The following is a 13,896-nucleotide window of genomic DNA, read 5'->3' on the forward strand; positions in this document are numbered from 1 at the left end:
ATGAACCATGAGACCCGAATGACACTCCAAAAGCGCGCGCTCGGCGTTCACCTTCTCACCGCCACGGGTGCGGTCTTTGCCATGCTGGCCATGCTCGCCGCGGTCGAGGCCAAATGGGACCTCATGTTCCTCTGGCTCGTCGTGGCCTTCTTCGTTGACGGTATCGACGGACCGCTTGCCCGCAAATACGACGTCAAAACCAACGCCCCCGAATTCGACGGCGTGCTGCTCGACCTTATCATCGACTACCTCACCTACGTCTTCATTCCCGCCTTCGCGCTGTTCGCGTCGGGCCTCATGGCCGGGTGGACAGGCTGGGTCGCGATCATCCTGATCACCTTTGCCAGTGCGATGTATTTCGCCGACACACGGATGAAGACCAGGGACAACTCCTTTTCCGGCTTCCCCGGGTGCTGGAACATGGTCGTGCTGGTGATCTTCGCGCTGGAACCGACCTTCTGGGCCTCGCTGGCGCTGGTGACGGTTCTGGCGGTGGGAATGTTCCTGCCCGTGAAATTCATTCACCCCGTGCGCACCGAACGTTGGCGGTGGCTCAGCCTGCCGATGGCGCTCGCGTGGACGTTCTTTGCAGGCTGGGCGGCCTGGGTCGATTTCCACTCTGAAAGCTGGGCGCATTGGGGGCTCGTGATTACGTCGCTTTACCTGGTGTTTGCCGGTCTCGCGCAACAGCTGTTTCCGCCGCGCTGACCGGTTTCCGCCGCGCTCAGATCAGAAAGCCGCCTTCGTGCCGCAAAAGCGCAACCTTGGTCTCGACGCCGCCCGCACCCGAAAAGCCGGTTAGGCCCTTGGCGCCCATGACCCGATGACAGGGAATGATGATCGGAATGGGGTTGCCACCACAGGCCTGCCCCACGGCCTGCGCAGGGGCGTCCAGCCGCTTGGCAATGTCGCCATAGGTGATCGTCTGGCCAAACGGGATCTCGGACATGGCGGCACACACATCGCGTTGAAACTTTGACCCACGCACGTCGAGGGGCAGATCGAAATCCTCCAGCGTACCGGCATCGTAGGCCTGAAGCTGCGCCACGGCTGCGTCCAGAACCGCAGATCTATCGGCACTGCCCGACACGCCCCAGGTCAGACGCACGATGGCGCCCGCATCCTCGGTGATCGTCAGGGGGCCGAATTGAGTGTCCACGTCTGCTTGCAACATGACCCCGAATGTCATCCCATCCGCACCTTGGCGCAACCCGGAACCTGTGATTTCACGTCCATCCGGCACACCCCTTGCCGAAGGTTCTCAATGCAGCCGTGGCGCGGCGCGCTGTCCCGACGGGGTAGGCCGGTTTCCTTGGACGCAAGATACCTGCGCCTCTACGCACAGACCTGGCTCTCGCCAATCCGAGGGAAAAGGCGTAACTCCCGATCATGCCCAGACACATCACTCTCGATGACGCGCGCACCCTGCCGCGCTGGCAGCGCCCAACGGCGCTTCTGTTCCTGATGGCCTTTGCCATGCCCATCGGGTTTTCGGTCTGGCTCGCGCTTTTGAACAACTTCGTGGTGGATGCCGCCAATTTTGACGGGGCGGACATTGGCCTGCTGCACGCCATCCGTGAGATCCCCGGTTTCCTCGCCGTCGGTGTGATCCTCGTCATCATGGTGATGCGGGAGCAGGTGTTGGGCTTGGTCTCTCTGGTGATGCTGGGCGTCGCCACGGCGCTGACCGCGCAGTTCCCGCAGATGGGCGGCATCCTCGCGCTCACCTTCATCAGCTCGGTGGGGTTTCACTATTACGAGACGGTCAACCAGTCGCTGCAATTGCAATGGCTGCCGAAGGACCGCGCGCCCCAGATGCTGGGCTGGCTCATGGCTGCCGGGTCCACGGCCACATTCCTCGTCTACTTCGTGATCATGGTCCTGTGGGAGCCGCTCGGCCTGACCTACAATACCGTTTACATGGTGGGTGGGGGCATCACCGCGGCCATCGCGATCTTTGCGATGTTCGCCTATCCGCAGTTCGAAGCGCCTACACCCCAGCTTAAAACCTTTGTCCTGCGCCGCCGCTACTGGCTCTATTATGCGCTGCAATTCATGTCGGGCGCGCGGCGGCAGATCTTTATGGTGTTCGCAGGCTTCATGATGGTCGAAAAGTTCGGCTTCGAAGTGCATGAGCTGACTGCGCTGTACCTCATCAACCTGATGGTAAACATCCTGATCGCACCCCTGCTTGGGCGCATCGTCGCTCGCTTTGGCGAGCAAAAGGCGCTGGTGTTCGAATATACCGGCCTCGTCTGCGTTTTCCTCGCCTATGGCGGTGTCTACTTCATGGGTTGGGGCCTGATGATCGCTGCAGCACTCTACGTGCTGGACCACATCTTCTTCGGTCTCGCATTGGCGCTCAAAACCTACTTCCAGAAAATCGCGGATCCGGCAGATATCGCGCCCACCGCCGCCGTGGCCTTCACCATCAACCACATCGCCGCCGTTGGGTTGCCCGTGCCGCTGGGCCTCTTGTGGCTTTTCTCACCCGGTGCGGTGTTCCTTTTGGCCGCCGGCATGGCCGCCACGTCGCTCTGCCTCTCCCTCCTGATCCCGCGCCATCCTGTGCCGGGTCACGAAACCCGGCTTGCCGGTGCGCTGCCTACCCCTGCGGAATAGACCGCTTGCCGGGCACCGCCCGCGCCGCTAAGGCTCCGGCACCCCAGACCGGAGACGATCATGCCCACATGGACCGCCCTCACCACTCTGCAAGGCAAGGCGCAAGCCGAAGCACTTGGCACCGCGCTCGAAAACCTTGATCCCGAACCCACGGGCATCGGTGTTTTCGAAGTCGAGGATGACAGCGGTCTCTGGGAAGTGGGCGCCTATTTCACGGATCGCCCCGACGACACGGCCCTCCTTCTGCTGACCACGGCCATGGGCGCCAAGCACTTCACCGTCTCGGAACTGCCCGAAACCGACTGGGTCGCCCATGTCAAACGCGAGCTTGCCCCGGTCGAGGCCGGGCGCTTCTTCGTCTACGGCTCCCACGATGCCGACAAGGTACCGGCAGGAAAACACCCCCTGCTGATCGAGGCGGCGATGGCCTTCGGCACTGGCCACCACGGCACGACGCTTGGCTGCCTCCGGGCGCTCGACCGACTGGCCGACGCTGGCGTGACTGCGGACAAGGTGGCCGACATCGGCTGCGGCACCGCCGTGCTCGCCATGGGGGCCGCAGCCATCTGGGAGGCCGACATCATCGCCAGCGACATCGACGCGCAAGCGGTCGATGTGGCCCGCGTCAACCTCGCGGCAAACGACATGGAAGCGCGTGTCAACCTGGCCGAGGCCGCAGGCTTCGACCACCCGGACCTGGCGGGTCCCTTTAGCCTGATCTTTGCCAATATCCTCAAAGGGCCCCTGATCGCCCTCGCACCTGACCTCACGCAACGGTTGGCATCCGGCGGTCACGCGATTCTGTCTGGCATCCTCAATGAACAGGCGGACGAAGTGGTCGACCATTATGTGCGACAAGGAAACAGTCTGAACCACCGCGAAGAGATTGGTGAATGGACGACCCTCACGCTTCAGAAAAAGCCATAATTCGTCAGGGTTTTTAGCGGCTTTTGACGCATTTGCCCAGATTTTGCCACATTTCGCAGGCACCCTGATGACCATAACTGGTGGGGGCTGGTTTAGAGTTAACGAGGCTGCCCATGGTCGAAACTCAACAACATTTTCAAAAGCGCCTGAACGGGCTCGGCCGCAAACACGCGGCCATGTCAAACGGGTACACCACCAAAATGCGCGGCGACGGCCTGATCGTCGTCAAGCCAAAGCGGCGGATGCGCCGTGGCTTCCCACTCAAGGGTCTGCTCGCCCTTGTCGCCGGGTTCTTCGTGTTCAAGGCGCTGATGTTCGCGTCGTTGGGCGACATCACGTACAACGAGCGTGTCGCCAAGCTGCAGCAGGGTGCCCAGCTTGAACAGCTTGGGTCAAAGCTGATGCAGGCCGACCCGGCCACGCAATTCATCGCAGGGTTCATCGATCCCTTCGTGGAATAATCCGGACGACCCTCCAAAGAAAAGCCGCGGCACCTCGATCAGGTCCGCGGCTTTCGCTGTTTTCACAGCGCGTCCAGTCTAGGGGAGAGTGTGGACGTCTTAGTGGCGGTTTGCCACGTCATCGATGTCGCCACGGACCAGGCCGATATCTTCAAGCTCACGGTCAGTCAGGGCGTTCAGGGCGTTGCGGGTCATACGGGCGTCGTTCCAGGCAACCACTTGGGCAACCAGGTTGGAAAAGAAGCCTTTGAATTGGCCTGCAACGGGCGCAGCGCCATACGCGGGGCGGGTGGTGTCGAAAGCAGCCATTGCAGCAGTCCTTTTTCGATATGGTTATGCCGAACTCTTCGGCGTTGTGCTGCGCATTTAGGCGCGATGAAAACTCGCCACAAGTTGTCAAATCTCATATGCGGTATGCGTTTTTTGCATGGCCTGGAATCAGCGTTAACGCGCCGAAAAACCATAGAAAATTTCCACCCGCTCGGGTCGAAAACTGACCCCGAACTGACGATTTCCGACCATGTGCGCCGGCCCATGTCGAAAACGGACAACCCTGATGTCGCAAATCGCCCTCCCGTGTTAACCCTTGGCGGATGTTCGCCTTTCGTGCTACGCCAAGAAAAAAGCAAAACTCTTGCAGGCGAGGGCGGCACATCATGCGAATTCTGGGCATCGACCCCGGCTTGCGCCACATGGGATGGGGCATCATCGACGCAGACGGCCCGCGTCTGCGGCATGTCGCCAACGGCATCTGCAACTCTGCGGGCGATGACCTGTCCCTGCGCCTCCTCAGCCTCTTTGACCAGATCAGCGCCGTCATCGCGGATCACGCGCCGGACACGGCGGCCGTCGAACAGACCTTCGTGAACAAGGACGGTGCAGGCACCCTGAAACTTGGTCAGGCGCGCGGCATCGCCATGCTCGCCCCTGCGCGCGCGGGCCTAAGCGTCGGCGAATACGCCCCCAACGCAGTCAAGAAAACGGTCGTCGGCGTCGGCCACGCGGACAAACGGCAAGTGGCCCACATGGTCCGCGTGCAGCTGCCCGGCGTCGATATCGCGGGGCCGGACGCGGCAGACGCGCTCGCCATCGCCATCTGCCACGCCCATCACGGGGCCGGGCAGAGGCTCGCCGCCGCCGTGGCACGGGCGCGCGCATGATCGGGAAACTCTCGGGCCGCATCGACTATAAATCCACCGATCACGTCCTGATCGACGTGCGGGGTGTCGGTTACATCGTCTACTGCTCCGACCGCACGCTCGCGGCCTTGCCGCCTGTGGGCCAGGCCTGCGCGCTCTTCACCGACCTCGTCGTGCGCGAGGATCTCATGCAGCTCTTCGGCTTCCAGACGCTGGTGGAAAAGGAATGGCACCGCCTGCTCATGTCTGTCCAAGGCGTGGGGGCCAAAGCCGCCCTCGCGATCCAGGGCACGCTCGGCCCCGACGGCGTCAGCCGCGCCATCGCCCTAGGGGATTGGAACGCGGTCAAGGCGGCCAAAGGCATCGGCCCCAAGATCGCACAGCGCGTCGTGCTCGACCTCAAGGACAAGGCACCCTCGGTCATGGCCATGGGCGGCACCGTGGCCGAAGCCACCGGCGATGCGCCTGCCGAGGTGGACGTGATCGAGCCGGTCGCCGTCGCCACCCCACCATCCTCCGCACAAGCCGACGCGCTCTCCGCCCTCGGCAATCTCGGTTACGGCCCCTCGGACGCTGCTGCCGCCGTTGCGCAAGCCGCAGGCGAAGACCCGCAGGCCGACACACCCGCGCTGATCCGCGCCGCGTTGAAACTTCTGGCTCCGAAAGGGTAGAGGGTGGGCGGAGGGACACCTCCGCCTTACGATTAGGACACCATGACCGACGCCTCCGACCCAACCCTGCGCGGTGCGCCCCTACCTGACGATGATGCGGGCGGCTTCGACCGTGCGCTGCGCCCGCAACTGCTCGAAGACTTCGTTGGCCAGGCTGAAGCGCGCGCCAACCTACGCGTCTTCATCCAGTCAGCCAAGCAGCGGGGCGAGGCGATGGACCACACCCTGTTCCATGGCCCCCCCGGTCTGGGCAAGACGACGCTCGCCCAGATCATGGCGCGCGAGTTGGGCGTGAACTTCCGCATGACCTCCGGCCCCGTGCTGGCCAAGGCCGGTGACCTCGCCGCCATCCTCACCAATCTCGAGGCGCGCGATGTGCTGTTCATCGACGAAATTCACCGCCTGAACCCGGCGGTCGAGGAAGTGCTCTATCCCGCGATGGAGGATTTCGAGCTGGACCTCGTGATCGGCGAAGGCCCCGCCGCCCGCACCGTCCGCATCGAACTCCAGCCCTTCACGCTGGTCGGCGCCACCACCCGCATGGGCCTGCTGACCACGCCCCTGCGCGACCGCTTCGGCATCCCAACGCGCCTGCAGTTTTATACCGAGGACGAGCTGTTCACGATTGTCGAACGCAACGCTCGCACCCTCGGTGCGCCCGCAGACGAAGGCGGCGCGCGCGAGATTGCCCGCCGCGCCCGCGGCACCCCCCGCATAGCCGGACGGCTCTTGCGCCGGGTCGTGGACTTTGCCGTGGTCGACGGTGATGGCCGTGTGACGCGCGAGTTGGCAGACGCGGCCCTCACCCGCCTTGGCGTCGACCATCTGGGCCTCGACGGCGCCGACCGCCGCTACCTCAAACTGATGGCTGACCACTACAGCGGCGGTCCGGTCGGCGTCGAAACCCTCAGTGCCGCCCTCAGCGAAAGCCGCGACGCACTGGAAGAGGTGATCGAACCTTACCTTCTCCAGCAAGGCCTGATCCAGCGCACCCCGCGCGGCCGGATGCTGGCCCAACGCGCCTGGCGCCACCTTGGCCTAGAACCGCCGCGCCCCACGGGCGATCTGTTCGATTAATCAAAGTTAAACAAAGGTTAACGCGAGCAATCTATGCAACCGGACGAGATCGAAGCACTCTTCACCCGCGAAAGTGGCGACTATGCCTTCGCCCGCTGGGGCCGGCCATTGGCACCGGTGGTGTTCGGTGTGCAGGATGAAACCCTTGGCGTGATCAAGGGCGCGGTCGAAGCCGTGTGCCAACTCGCCGGTCACGAGATGGCCGAGACGGACCCGGAACTGGGCTCGAACTTCATGTGGTTCTTCTTTTCCGACTGGTCCGAATTGCTCGACGTGCCTGGCCTCGACCGTCTGGTCCCGGACCTCGCGCCGCTCGTGCAGCGTTTGCAGGCTGCCGACGCGAACCAATACCGCATCTTCCGCTTTGACGCAGCGGGCGCGATTCAGGCCTGTTTCGTGTTCTTGCGCATGGACAAACACCTAAGCGCCGTCCCTGCAGAGACACTGGCGCTCAGCCAGACGGTGCAGTCCATGTTGCTCTGGTCAGACCTCGCCTTCCGCGACCGGTCTCCGCTGGCGGTCGCAGGCGAAACGACGGTCCTGCGCCCGGACATCGCGGCGCTGATCCGTGCGGCTTATGATCCGGTGATGCCGGTCGCAGCGGATGACGTTTCACATGCGTTGCGGATCAGCGCGCGGGTACAGGCTGCCATCTGATGCGCGATGAGAGGCAAATGCGCTCGCGGGTTTGCCGGACCCGGGGAGGCGTGCGCCGCTGAACCCGGCTTCTGTTTGCCGCGACATGGTTAGCGCATTTTTGCTGCAAATTCCCTCTATGATTGAATTGTCATCGGTCGTTGGATACGCGCCACATGACATGTTCTTTGAAACAGGATGAGGTGAGTGGTGGACCTATCGCGGCTTTACAGATTTGGGGACGAGGGCGGCCTCAGAAGATTTCCGATCCTTCTGAACGTCGCTCTTTCGGCTGTCCTTGGCGCGATCTTCGTTTTGATCGGTCCACATATCTTCCCGGCCGTGCGCGCGTTCAATGATGGGGCGCTGAGCGTGGCGGATATGATCATACTTCTGATCGTGGGGCTTCCGATGTACCTGCTTTTCTTTGTGTATCTGGCAAGCCTGAAGGCAGTGTTGGATTGGGTTCTGGACGCGAAATAGAAGCGCGTTTGCTGCAGTCTGACTCGCGTATTCGTCACCCAATTTGGGTCTGATCGATCCGTCGTCGGCTCCCCGTGTCCCCGAAGGGACAAGCCGGTTTCTTGAAGGACAGCCCCAGACACATTGCCTGAAGCTGCAATACGACAGTGCGGAAAATGCGGGGCCGATCATCCACCCAATCTGCGCAGCAACTCCAGCGAAGGATCACCCGTAGGTGAGAGCCCTTCACTCGTCTGGTAGGCCGTGATCGCGGTCCGCGTATTGTTCCCGATCACGCCGTCCGCACCGCCGGTGTCGAACCCGCGTGCAGTCAGGCGGCGTTGCAGGGCGATGCGGTCGTCTTTGGTCAGCCCGAACCGATCCGGTGGGAAGCTGCCGCGCAAGGGGCCGCCGCCCGCGATGCGGTCGGCCAGGTGACCCACGCCAATCGCGTAGCTGTCGGAGTTGTTGTAGGTCTTGATGACCCGGAAATTGCGCGTCACGGCAAAGCGCGGGCCGCCCGGCTGGGGTTGCAGCGCGCCATCCTCCGCTTCGCGCCCCCAGCTTTGACCCGATCGCCATCCGTTGCGCGACAGATACGCGGCGGTGGAGGCGAGGCTGTCGCTCGGGTCGTCGGACCAGATGTCGCGCCGTCCGTCGCCGGTGAAATCCACGGCGAACGCCTGATACGAGGTCGGGATGAATTGCGTGTGCCCCATCGCGCCCGCCCAGGAGCCGGTCATGTTCGCAGGTGTGACGTCACCCGATTGCAGGATGCGCAGCGCTTCGATCAATTGCTTTTCAAAGAACGCGCCGCGACGGCCGTCGAAGGCGAGGGTGGAGGTCGCGGAGATGACGGGCACGTTGCCGCGGCGCTCGCCATAGTAGCTTTCCAGGCCCCAGATGGCGCAAACGATATTGGCGGGCACACCGTAACGCGCTTCGACCGCGTTCAGTGTAGAGCGGTGGCGGGCAAAGGCCGCGCGGCCCTTGGAGACGCGTTCGTCCGAGGCGGCGATGGACAGGTAGTCTTCGAGCGTGCGGGTGAACTCGGTCTGGTTTCGGTCGCGGCGCACGACGCCGGGCAGGTATCCTGTGCCCCGGAATGCGGCGTTGAGTGTGGTGGCGGAGATACCTTGCGACGCCGCGCGTGTGCGGAAGCTGGCAACCCAAGCGTCGTAGGCCGCGTTGGGCGTTGGGCGCAAATCCGGGGGCAGGCCACCTCCGCTGGTGGTGCGAGTCTGGGTGGTCGTGGCGCACGCGGTCAGGCCGAAAGCAGCAAGGCCAAGCAGCGCGGTTCTGCGGGAAAGAGACATGAGATCGCCTGTTTTTTTGTGACTGCCTGTCCGAAGTCTAGCCGTCGAACATCGATGTGCAAAGGTGCGCGGTCGCGTGTCGAAGCCGAGGACGGCAAGATTGAGCCCATGAGCATTCGCGCCGCCATGGCCACCGCCTTCCTTGCTCGTGCGTCAGCCTAAGCGTTTGAAGACGATGGTCCACATCCATGGCAGGAGGAAAATCGGCAGTTGGGCCACTGCGAAATACAGGGCCACATGCGGATCAAGCGTTGCTCCCATGGCCGCCCATGGAAGGCCCACATTTCTGTTTCCAAGCGTGAGACCGAGTGCAATACGTTCGCGCGGCTCCGCACTTCCCAATGCAAGACCAAGGCATTGTTGGGCCAGGTTGGTCAAAAAGGCCGCAGATGCCAGCATGATCGTGAGGCTGGGATGTAACCACGACGCCTCGAGCACGCCTTGCATGGACCCGATGGCAAACACAAACAAAGCCCCTACAATGAGCCCATCGATGCGCGATGCTTGTTTGTCGATCCACGTGCTCCACTGCCATCTGACCACCAGCGTCAGGATCACGGCGCCCAACAGCAGTTTCAGCAAACCAACCATCAGCGCATTTGACGAGATGACCAGACCCGAGAACGCTGCCACGAACGGCATCGAAAACGGGGTCATCAAAGTTGTCAGAATGATCAGTGCCAAAGGCAGTTCGCCACGGTACCCAAAAAGGCGCGCCAACGCCGCATTTGTCGAGGACGGTGGAGAGGCGAGGCCGAGAACGACACCGGCAACAAGGGCCTGTGGCAATGATAGTGCAAGCAGGACATATCCGACGGTGAGCGGTAGGACGATCATGGTCAGGGACGTGAGCACAATACTCACCCGCGGTTGTCGCATTGCGCTTCTCAGCAGCGGAACATCGGCCCGAAGAAGCGTTCCGAAGACGAACATGAACACCGTGACCGGCAGCAGGGGTCGCAGCGCGTCGGACAGGGCCGGAACAAAAAAGCCGATCAGGACGCCAATTGCGAGAATGGCCTGACTGTTCATTTGGCATTGCCCTCTGTGCGTGGGTTGCCGCGACAGTCGGTCGCCATACAAGTCCTCATGGACCTCTTTATTTGCGTAATACTTGCGTTTTGCATATATTTTGCATCTACCCTGCACGCCAGAGCTGAGGACCAGTCATGAGCAAACCCGAACCGACCAAACGCAGAATTGTGTCTTCCCGTCATCTGGCAGACGGCGAGAATTGGGAAGCGTCTGAAATCGAGTATGGCATGATCATCGCTTACAACGCCTTCTCGCGCTGGATGACGCGGTGTATGTCGGCGGCGGGAAACACCAACCTGACCCCGCTCGAAATCCTTGTGTTGCACAACACCAACCACCGCGGGCGCGACAAACGGCTGACCGACATCTGTTTTCTGCTCAACATCGAGGACACGCACACGGTCAACTACGCCCTGCGCAAGTTGATGAAGATGGAACTTCTGCAATCCGAGAAGCGCGGGAAAGAAGTGTTTTATCGTACGTCCGAGACGGGCGAGGCGCTGTGCGGCGCCTACCGGGACGTGCGCGAGCGGTGTTTTCTGGACGGCCTGTCACGCCTTGACATGACCGGAGAGGAGATGCGTGAGATTGCAGCCAGCCTCCGCGCCCTGTCCGGTCAGTATGATCAAGCCAGCCGGGCTGCCGCATCACTTTAGTTCCCCATCAGGTTGGGCAAGACGGTGACGATCTGCGGGAAGATGCAGATCAGCACCACACCCACCAGAAGCAGCAGAAAGAAGGGAAAAGCCGCTTTGGCCACGCGCAGGATGTCAATTCCCGTCAGTCCCTGGATTACGAACAGGTTAAAGCCCACCGGTGGTGTGATCTGGCTCATTTCGACCACGATCACCAGGTAGATGCCAAACCAAAGCGGGTCGATGCCAACGGCCGTCACCATTGGCATGATGATCGACGTGGTCAGCACGATGACCGAAATGCCATCCAGAAAGCAGCCCAAGACGATGAAGAAGATCGTGAGCGCCACCAACAGCGCGGGCACCGACAGGTTCATTTCGGAAATCCACGCAGCAAGGTTGCGCGGCAGACCGGTGAAGCCCATCGCAACAGACAGGAAGGCAGCCCCCAGCAGGATCAGCGCGATCATACAGGAGGTGCGCGTGGCCGACATCACGGCGTCGAAGAACAGTTTCCATGTGAACGCGCCCGATGCCCACGCAAGGATGGTTGCCAGCACGACACCGAGTGCCGCGGCATCCGTGGGCGAGGCGAGGCCCCCATAGATCGACCCGATCACCCCGCCAATCAGCAGTGCGACCGGTACGAGACGGCGCGAGGCGTAGAGTTTTTCACGGAGTGAAAATTGTTGGTCGATGCGGGGGATCAGTTCGGGTTTCATCCATGCGCGGATGGCAACGTAACCCGCGAAAAGGGCGATCAGCATCAGCCCAGGAAGAATACCGGCAATGAAAAGGCGGGCGATGGATTGCTCGGTCGCGACGCCGTAGACGATCAGAATGATCGAGGGCGGAATGAGCAGTCCAAGTGTCGCGGAGCCTGCCAGAGTTCCGAGGATCAGGCTTTCGGGATAGCCGCGCCGTGTCAGCTCCGGCACCGACATGCGCCCGATGGTTGCGGCTGTCGCAGCGGATGAACCCGACACGGCGGCAAATATCGCGCAACCGAAAACGTTCACATGCAAGAGCCGACCCGGCGCGCGGCTGAGCCATGGAACCAGTCCGGTGAACATGTCATCGCTCATTCGGGACCGCAGCAGGATTTCACCCATCAAAATGAACAGGGGAAGGGCCGTCAGCGCCCAGCTGTGCGAGTGACCCCAGAAGGTGGTGGCAAGGATAAGCCCCGCCGGCGCGTTCGAGAACAGCACAAGCCCCGCCAACCCGACCAGCGTGAGAGACAGTGCCACCCACACGCCCGAGGCCAGAAGCGCGACCAGGATTGCGAGTAGGGTCAGGCCAATGAAAGGATCTGGCATCGGTTAAACCTCGTCTGGAGTGGTCAGCACGGGTCTGCCCACGCTCAACAGGTCCACCAAAGTGTGAAGGATCGCGACGCCCAGAAGCCCCATTCCGAAGGCGGTTATGGTCTGTGGTATCCAGAGTGGGACCGGGATGATCCCGTTGGAGACGTCGCCATAGTGGATGCTTTCGATGACGAGGCCGACCATGAACCAGGCAGCGAACGCCACGAGCGCAGCGGCGATCAACAACACAGCCGCCTCCAGATAAAACTGCGCACGATCGGGCAAACGTGCTGTCACAAGGTTGACCCGGATGTGTCCACCGGCGCGCAGCGTGTGCGCAAGCGCGAGGAAAGTCGCTCCGGCCAGCATGAAACCTGCGAAGTCGGCATAGGACGGAATTGTTGATGGTAGCGCCCCCGGCAACACGCGTCCGGCAGCGTTCAGCAGTATCTGCGCCGATACGAGCACGCAGATCACAAGGATCAACAGCCCGGCCAGCATCCCGCAAATGTCATAAGTTTTCTGTAGCACTCGGCTCATGCTGTGACCCTTGTCGCAGATGTAAAAGGGCCGGTTGCAGATGTTGCAACCGGCCATGCTCCGTGAGCTCAGTTTCCGTAACCTGTCATGATCGACTTTGCGCCGTCAGAGGCTTTGGTGTTCCAGTTGTCCAACATGGTCGCGCCGAGGCCCTGCAGCCCGTCGACCAATGTTGCGCTCGGCTCGTAGACGGTGATGCCGTTGGCGGCGAGTTCCGCGGTTTTGCTTTCTGCTTCGGAGGCTGACATCTCCCAGCCGCGGGTTTCGGCTGCCGCTGCCGCGTCCAGCACGGCGGTCTGGGTGTCAGCGTCGAGCCGATCGAATACACGCTGGTTTACCACCACGATGTTTTTTGGCAGCCATGCGTTGATTGGGGTATAGTGGGTCACGAAATCCCAGGCGGTCGAGTTCACACCGGTCGAGGATGAGGTGATCATCGCCTCGACCTGACCCGTGGCAAAGGCTTGGGGAATGTTTGATGCCTCGATCTGCACCGGAGCGGCCCCGGCAAGAGTAGCCATTTCTTCCAGTGCCGCATTGTAGGCCCGGAAGCGGAGGCCGCTCAGATCCTCGACAGCCGCGATTTCGCCATTGGTATAGAGCCCTTGCGCAGGCCAAGGCACCGAAAACAGTGGCATCAGTCCTTGCTCTGCCAAAAGTTCGGTCACAACCGGACGCTGTGCGGCCCAGAGCTTTTCCGCATCTTCGTAGCTGGTTGCGACGAAAGGCTGGCTGTCGATGCCGTAGGCGAGATCTTCGTTCGAGAGGCGCGAGAGCAGAAACTCACCGATCTGAACCTGGCGATTGCGCACGGCCGCCTTGATTTCTGCGTGTGGGAAAAGCGATCCGGCCGAATGGACGGTGATGTCCAGCCCGCCATCCGTGGCTGCGCGTACGTCATCGGCAAACTGGATGATGTTCTGTGTGTGGAACGTCGTATCGCCGTATGGCGTCGGCATGTCCCAGCTTTCGGCGTGTGCCGACGTCGCAGCCACGAGGGCTCCTGCGAAAACCAATGCGTGTTTCATGTGTTCTTACTCCCGGTTGGATCGGCGAACCCGAATCTGT

At 61.8% G+C, this 13,896-nt stretch carries 17 protein-coding genes; 10 read left to right on the plus strand and 7 right to left on the minus strand.

Translation table 11 applies throughout. From position 1 onward, the window contains the following. Window positions 1–18: 18 nt before the first annotated feature. The gene (locus tag KUV51_RS02300; protein WP_222520000.1) at window positions 19–708 is read left to right on the plus strand and encodes a CDP-alcohol phosphatidyltransferase family protein; all 690 of its coding nucleotides are present in this window, start codon (window positions 19–21) and stop codon (window positions 706–708) included. Window positions 709–724: 16 nt separating this feature from the next. Here KUV51_RS02300 and KUV51_RS02305 read toward each other — a convergent pair whose 3' ends face one another. Continuing rightward, complete coding sequence (locus tag KUV51_RS02305) at window positions 725–1,174, minus strand: methylated-DNA--[protein]-cysteine S-methyltransferase (protein ID WP_222521210.1); 450 nt, start codon at window positions 1,172–1,174, stop codon at window positions 725–727. Between the two features lie 215 nt (window positions 1,175–1,389). Here KUV51_RS02305 and KUV51_RS02310 point away from each other — a divergent pair, with 215 nt between their 5' ends. From KUV51_RS02310 to KUV51_RS02320, 3 genes are all read left to right on the plus strand, one after another. Then, window positions 1,390–2,622, plus strand: a complete 1,233-nt coding sequence (locus KUV51_RS02310) for an MFS transporter (protein ID WP_222520001.1) — start codon at window positions 1,390–1,392, stop codon at window positions 2,620–2,622. Window positions 2,623–2,682: 60 nt separating this feature from the next. Further along, window positions 2,683–3,549 carry a 50S ribosomal protein L11 methyltransferase gene (locus KUV51_RS02315; protein WP_222520002.1) on the plus strand — a complete coding sequence of 289 codons (867 nt, stop codon included), beginning with the start codon at window positions 2,683–2,685 and terminating at the stop codon, window positions 3,547–3,549. A 176-nt stretch (window positions 3,550–3,725) separates the two neighbouring features. Further along, window positions 3,726–4,010 carry a hypothetical protein gene (locus KUV51_RS02320; RefSeq protein ID WP_261385609.1) on the plus strand — a complete coding sequence of 95 codons (285 nt, stop codon included), beginning with the start codon at window positions 3,726–3,728 and terminating at the stop codon, window positions 4,008–4,010. A gap of 99 nt (window positions 4,011–4,109) precedes the next feature. On the opposite strand, the gene KUV51_RS02325 is transcribed toward KUV51_RS02320, so the two are convergent. After that, window positions 4,110–4,319 (minus strand): DUF1127 domain-containing protein, encoded by a 210-nt coding sequence (locus KUV51_RS02325; protein ID WP_222520004.1) that lies wholly within the window; start codon window positions 4,317–4,319, stop codon window positions 4,110–4,112. Window positions 4,320–4,666: 347 nt separating this feature from the next. Here KUV51_RS02325 and ruvC point away from each other — a divergent pair, with 347 nt between their 5' ends. The 5 genes from ruvC (at window position 4,667) to KUV51_RS02350 (ending at window position 8,016) form a co-directional block, all read left to right on the plus strand. Next, window positions 4,667–5,170, plus strand: a complete 504-nt coding sequence (gene ruvC / locus KUV51_RS02330; protein ID WP_222520005.1) for a crossover junction endodeoxyribonuclease RuvC — start codon at window positions 4,667–4,669, stop codon at window positions 5,168–5,170. Continuing rightward, window positions 5,167–5,820 (plus strand): Holliday junction branch migration protein RuvA, encoded by a 654-nt coding sequence (gene ruvA / locus KUV51_RS02335; RefSeq protein ID WP_222520006.1) that lies wholly within the window; start codon window positions 5,167–5,169, stop codon window positions 5,818–5,820. The genes ruvC and ruvA overlap by 4 nt, the downstream gene beginning before the upstream one ends. Window positions 5,821–5,862: 42 nt before the next feature. Then, the gene (gene ruvB / locus KUV51_RS02340) at window positions 5,863–6,897 is read left to right on the plus strand and encodes a Holliday junction branch migration DNA helicase RuvB (RefSeq protein ID WP_222520007.1); all 1,035 of its coding nucleotides are present in this window, start codon (window positions 5,863–5,865) and stop codon (window positions 6,895–6,897) included. 33 nt (window positions 6,898–6,930) lie between these two features. Next, a complete protein-coding gene (locus KUV51_RS02345) occupies window positions 6,931–7,554 on the plus strand; it encodes a hypothetical protein (protein WP_222520008.1) in 624 nt (207 codons plus the stop codon). Between the two features lie 186 nt (window positions 7,555–7,740). Beyond that, the gene (locus KUV51_RS02350) at window positions 7,741–8,016 is read left to right on the plus strand and encodes a hypothetical protein (RefSeq protein ID WP_222520009.1); all 276 of its coding nucleotides are present in this window, start codon (window positions 7,741–7,743) and stop codon (window positions 8,014–8,016) included. Between the two features lie 167 nt (window positions 8,017–8,183). Here the strand turns inward: KUV51_RS02350 and KUV51_RS02355 are convergent, their stop codons facing one another. Both KUV51_RS02355 and KUV51_RS02360 read right to left on the minus strand, forming a co-directional pair. Further along, window positions 8,184–9,311 (minus strand): lytic murein transglycosylase, encoded by a 1,128-nt coding sequence (locus KUV51_RS02355; protein WP_222520010.1) that lies wholly within the window; start codon window positions 9,309–9,311, stop codon window positions 8,184–8,186. A gap of 153 nt (window positions 9,312–9,464) precedes the next feature. Next, the gene (locus KUV51_RS02360) at window positions 9,465–10,343 is read right to left on the minus strand and encodes a hypothetical protein (protein WP_222520011.1); all 879 of its coding nucleotides are present in this window, start codon (window positions 10,341–10,343) and stop codon (window positions 9,465–9,467) included. A gap of 137 nt (window positions 10,344–10,480) precedes the next feature. On the opposite strand from KUV51_RS02360, the gene KUV51_RS02365 reads away from it, so the two are divergent. Next, window positions 10,481–11,002, plus strand: coding sequence for a winged helix DNA-binding protein (locus KUV51_RS02365; RefSeq protein WP_222520012.1), 522 nt, complete (start codon window positions 10,481–10,483; stop codon window positions 11,000–11,002). Here the strand turns inward: KUV51_RS02365 and KUV51_RS02370 are convergent. From KUV51_RS02370 to KUV51_RS02380, 3 genes are all read right to left on the minus strand, one after another. After that, window positions 10,999–12,300, minus strand: coding sequence for a TRAP transporter large permease (locus KUV51_RS02370; protein ID WP_222520013.1), 1,302 nt, complete (start codon window positions 12,298–12,300; stop codon window positions 10,999–11,001). The genes KUV51_RS02365 and KUV51_RS02370 overlap by 4 nt on opposite strands. Window positions 12,301–12,303: 3 nt before the next feature. Continuing rightward, window positions 12,304–12,828: a TRAP transporter small permease gene (locus KUV51_RS02375; protein ID WP_261385610.1), complete on the minus strand. Its 525-nt coding sequence runs from the start codon at window positions 12,826–12,828 to the stop codon at window positions 12,304–12,306. A 68-nt stretch (window positions 12,829–12,896) separates the two neighbouring features. Beyond that, entirely contained in the window at window positions 12,897–13,856 is a 960-nt protein-coding gene (locus tag KUV51_RS02380) for a TRAP transporter substrate-binding protein (protein ID WP_222520014.1), read from the minus strand. Window positions 13,857–13,896 lie beyond the last annotated feature (40 nt).

The sequence above is a fragment of the Tateyamaria omphalii genome (genome assembly GCF_019802125.1).
Taxonomy (GTDB): Bacteria; Pseudomonadota; Alphaproteobacteria; order Rhodobacterales; family Rhodobacteraceae; genus Tateyamaria; species Tateyamaria omphalii_B.

Coding starts and splice junctions, on each gene's coding strand:
- KUV51_RS02300 (WP_222520000.1), top strand. CDS start 19: ATGACACTCCAAAAGCGCGCGCTCGGCGTTCACCTTCTCACCGCCACG.
- KUV51_RS02305 (WP_222521210.1), bottom strand. CDS start 1,174: ATGTTGCAAGCAGACGTGGACACTCAATTCGGCCCCCTGACGATCACC.
- KUV51_RS02310 (WP_222520001.1), top strand. CDS start 1,390: ATGCCCAGACACATCACTCTCGATGACGCGCGCACCCTGCCGCGCTGG.
- KUV51_RS02315 (WP_222520002.1), top strand. CDS start 2,683: ATGCCCACATGGACCGCCCTCACCACTCTGCAAGGCAAGGCGCAAGCC.
- KUV51_RS02320 (WP_261385609.1), top strand. CDS start 3,726: ATGTCAAACGGGTACACCACCAAAATGCGCGGCGACGGCCTGATCGTC.
- KUV51_RS02325 (WP_222520004.1), bottom strand. CDS start 4,319: ATGGCTGCTTTCGACACCACCCGCCCCGCGTATGGCGCTGCGCCCGTT.
- ruvC (WP_222520005.1), top strand. CDS start 4,667: ATGCGAATTCTGGGCATCGACCCCGGCTTGCGCCACATGGGATGGGGC.
- ruvA (WP_222520006.1), top strand. CDS start 5,167: ATGATCGGGAAACTCTCGGGCCGCATCGACTATAAATCCACCGATCAC.
- ruvB (WP_222520007.1), top strand. CDS start 5,863: ATGACCGACGCCTCCGACCCAACCCTGCGCGGTGCGCCCCTACCTGAC.
- KUV51_RS02345 (WP_222520008.1), top strand. CDS start 6,931: ATGCAACCGGACGAGATCGAAGCACTCTTCACCCGCGAAAGTGGCGAC.
- KUV51_RS02355 (WP_222520010.1), bottom strand. CDS start 9,311: ATGTCTCTTTCCCGCAGAACCGCGCTGCTTGGCCTTGCTGCTTTCGGC.
- KUV51_RS02360 (WP_222520011.1), bottom strand. CDS start 10,343: ATGAACAGTCAGGCCATTCTCGCAATTGGCGTCCTGATCGGCTTTTTT.
- KUV51_RS02365 (WP_222520012.1), top strand. CDS start 10,481: ATGAGCAAACCCGAACCGACCAAACGCAGAATTGTGTCTTCCCGTCAT.
- KUV51_RS02370 (WP_222520013.1), bottom strand. CDS start 12,300: ATGCCAGATCCTTTCATTGGCCTGACCCTACTCGCAATCCTGGTCGCG.
- KUV51_RS02375 (WP_261385610.1), bottom strand. CDS start 12,828: ATGAGCCGAGTGCTACAGAAAACTTATGACATTTGCGGGATGCTGGCC.
- KUV51_RS02380 (WP_222520014.1), bottom strand. CDS start 13,856: ATGAAACACGCATTGGTTTTCGCAGGAGCCCTCGTGGCTGCGACGTCG.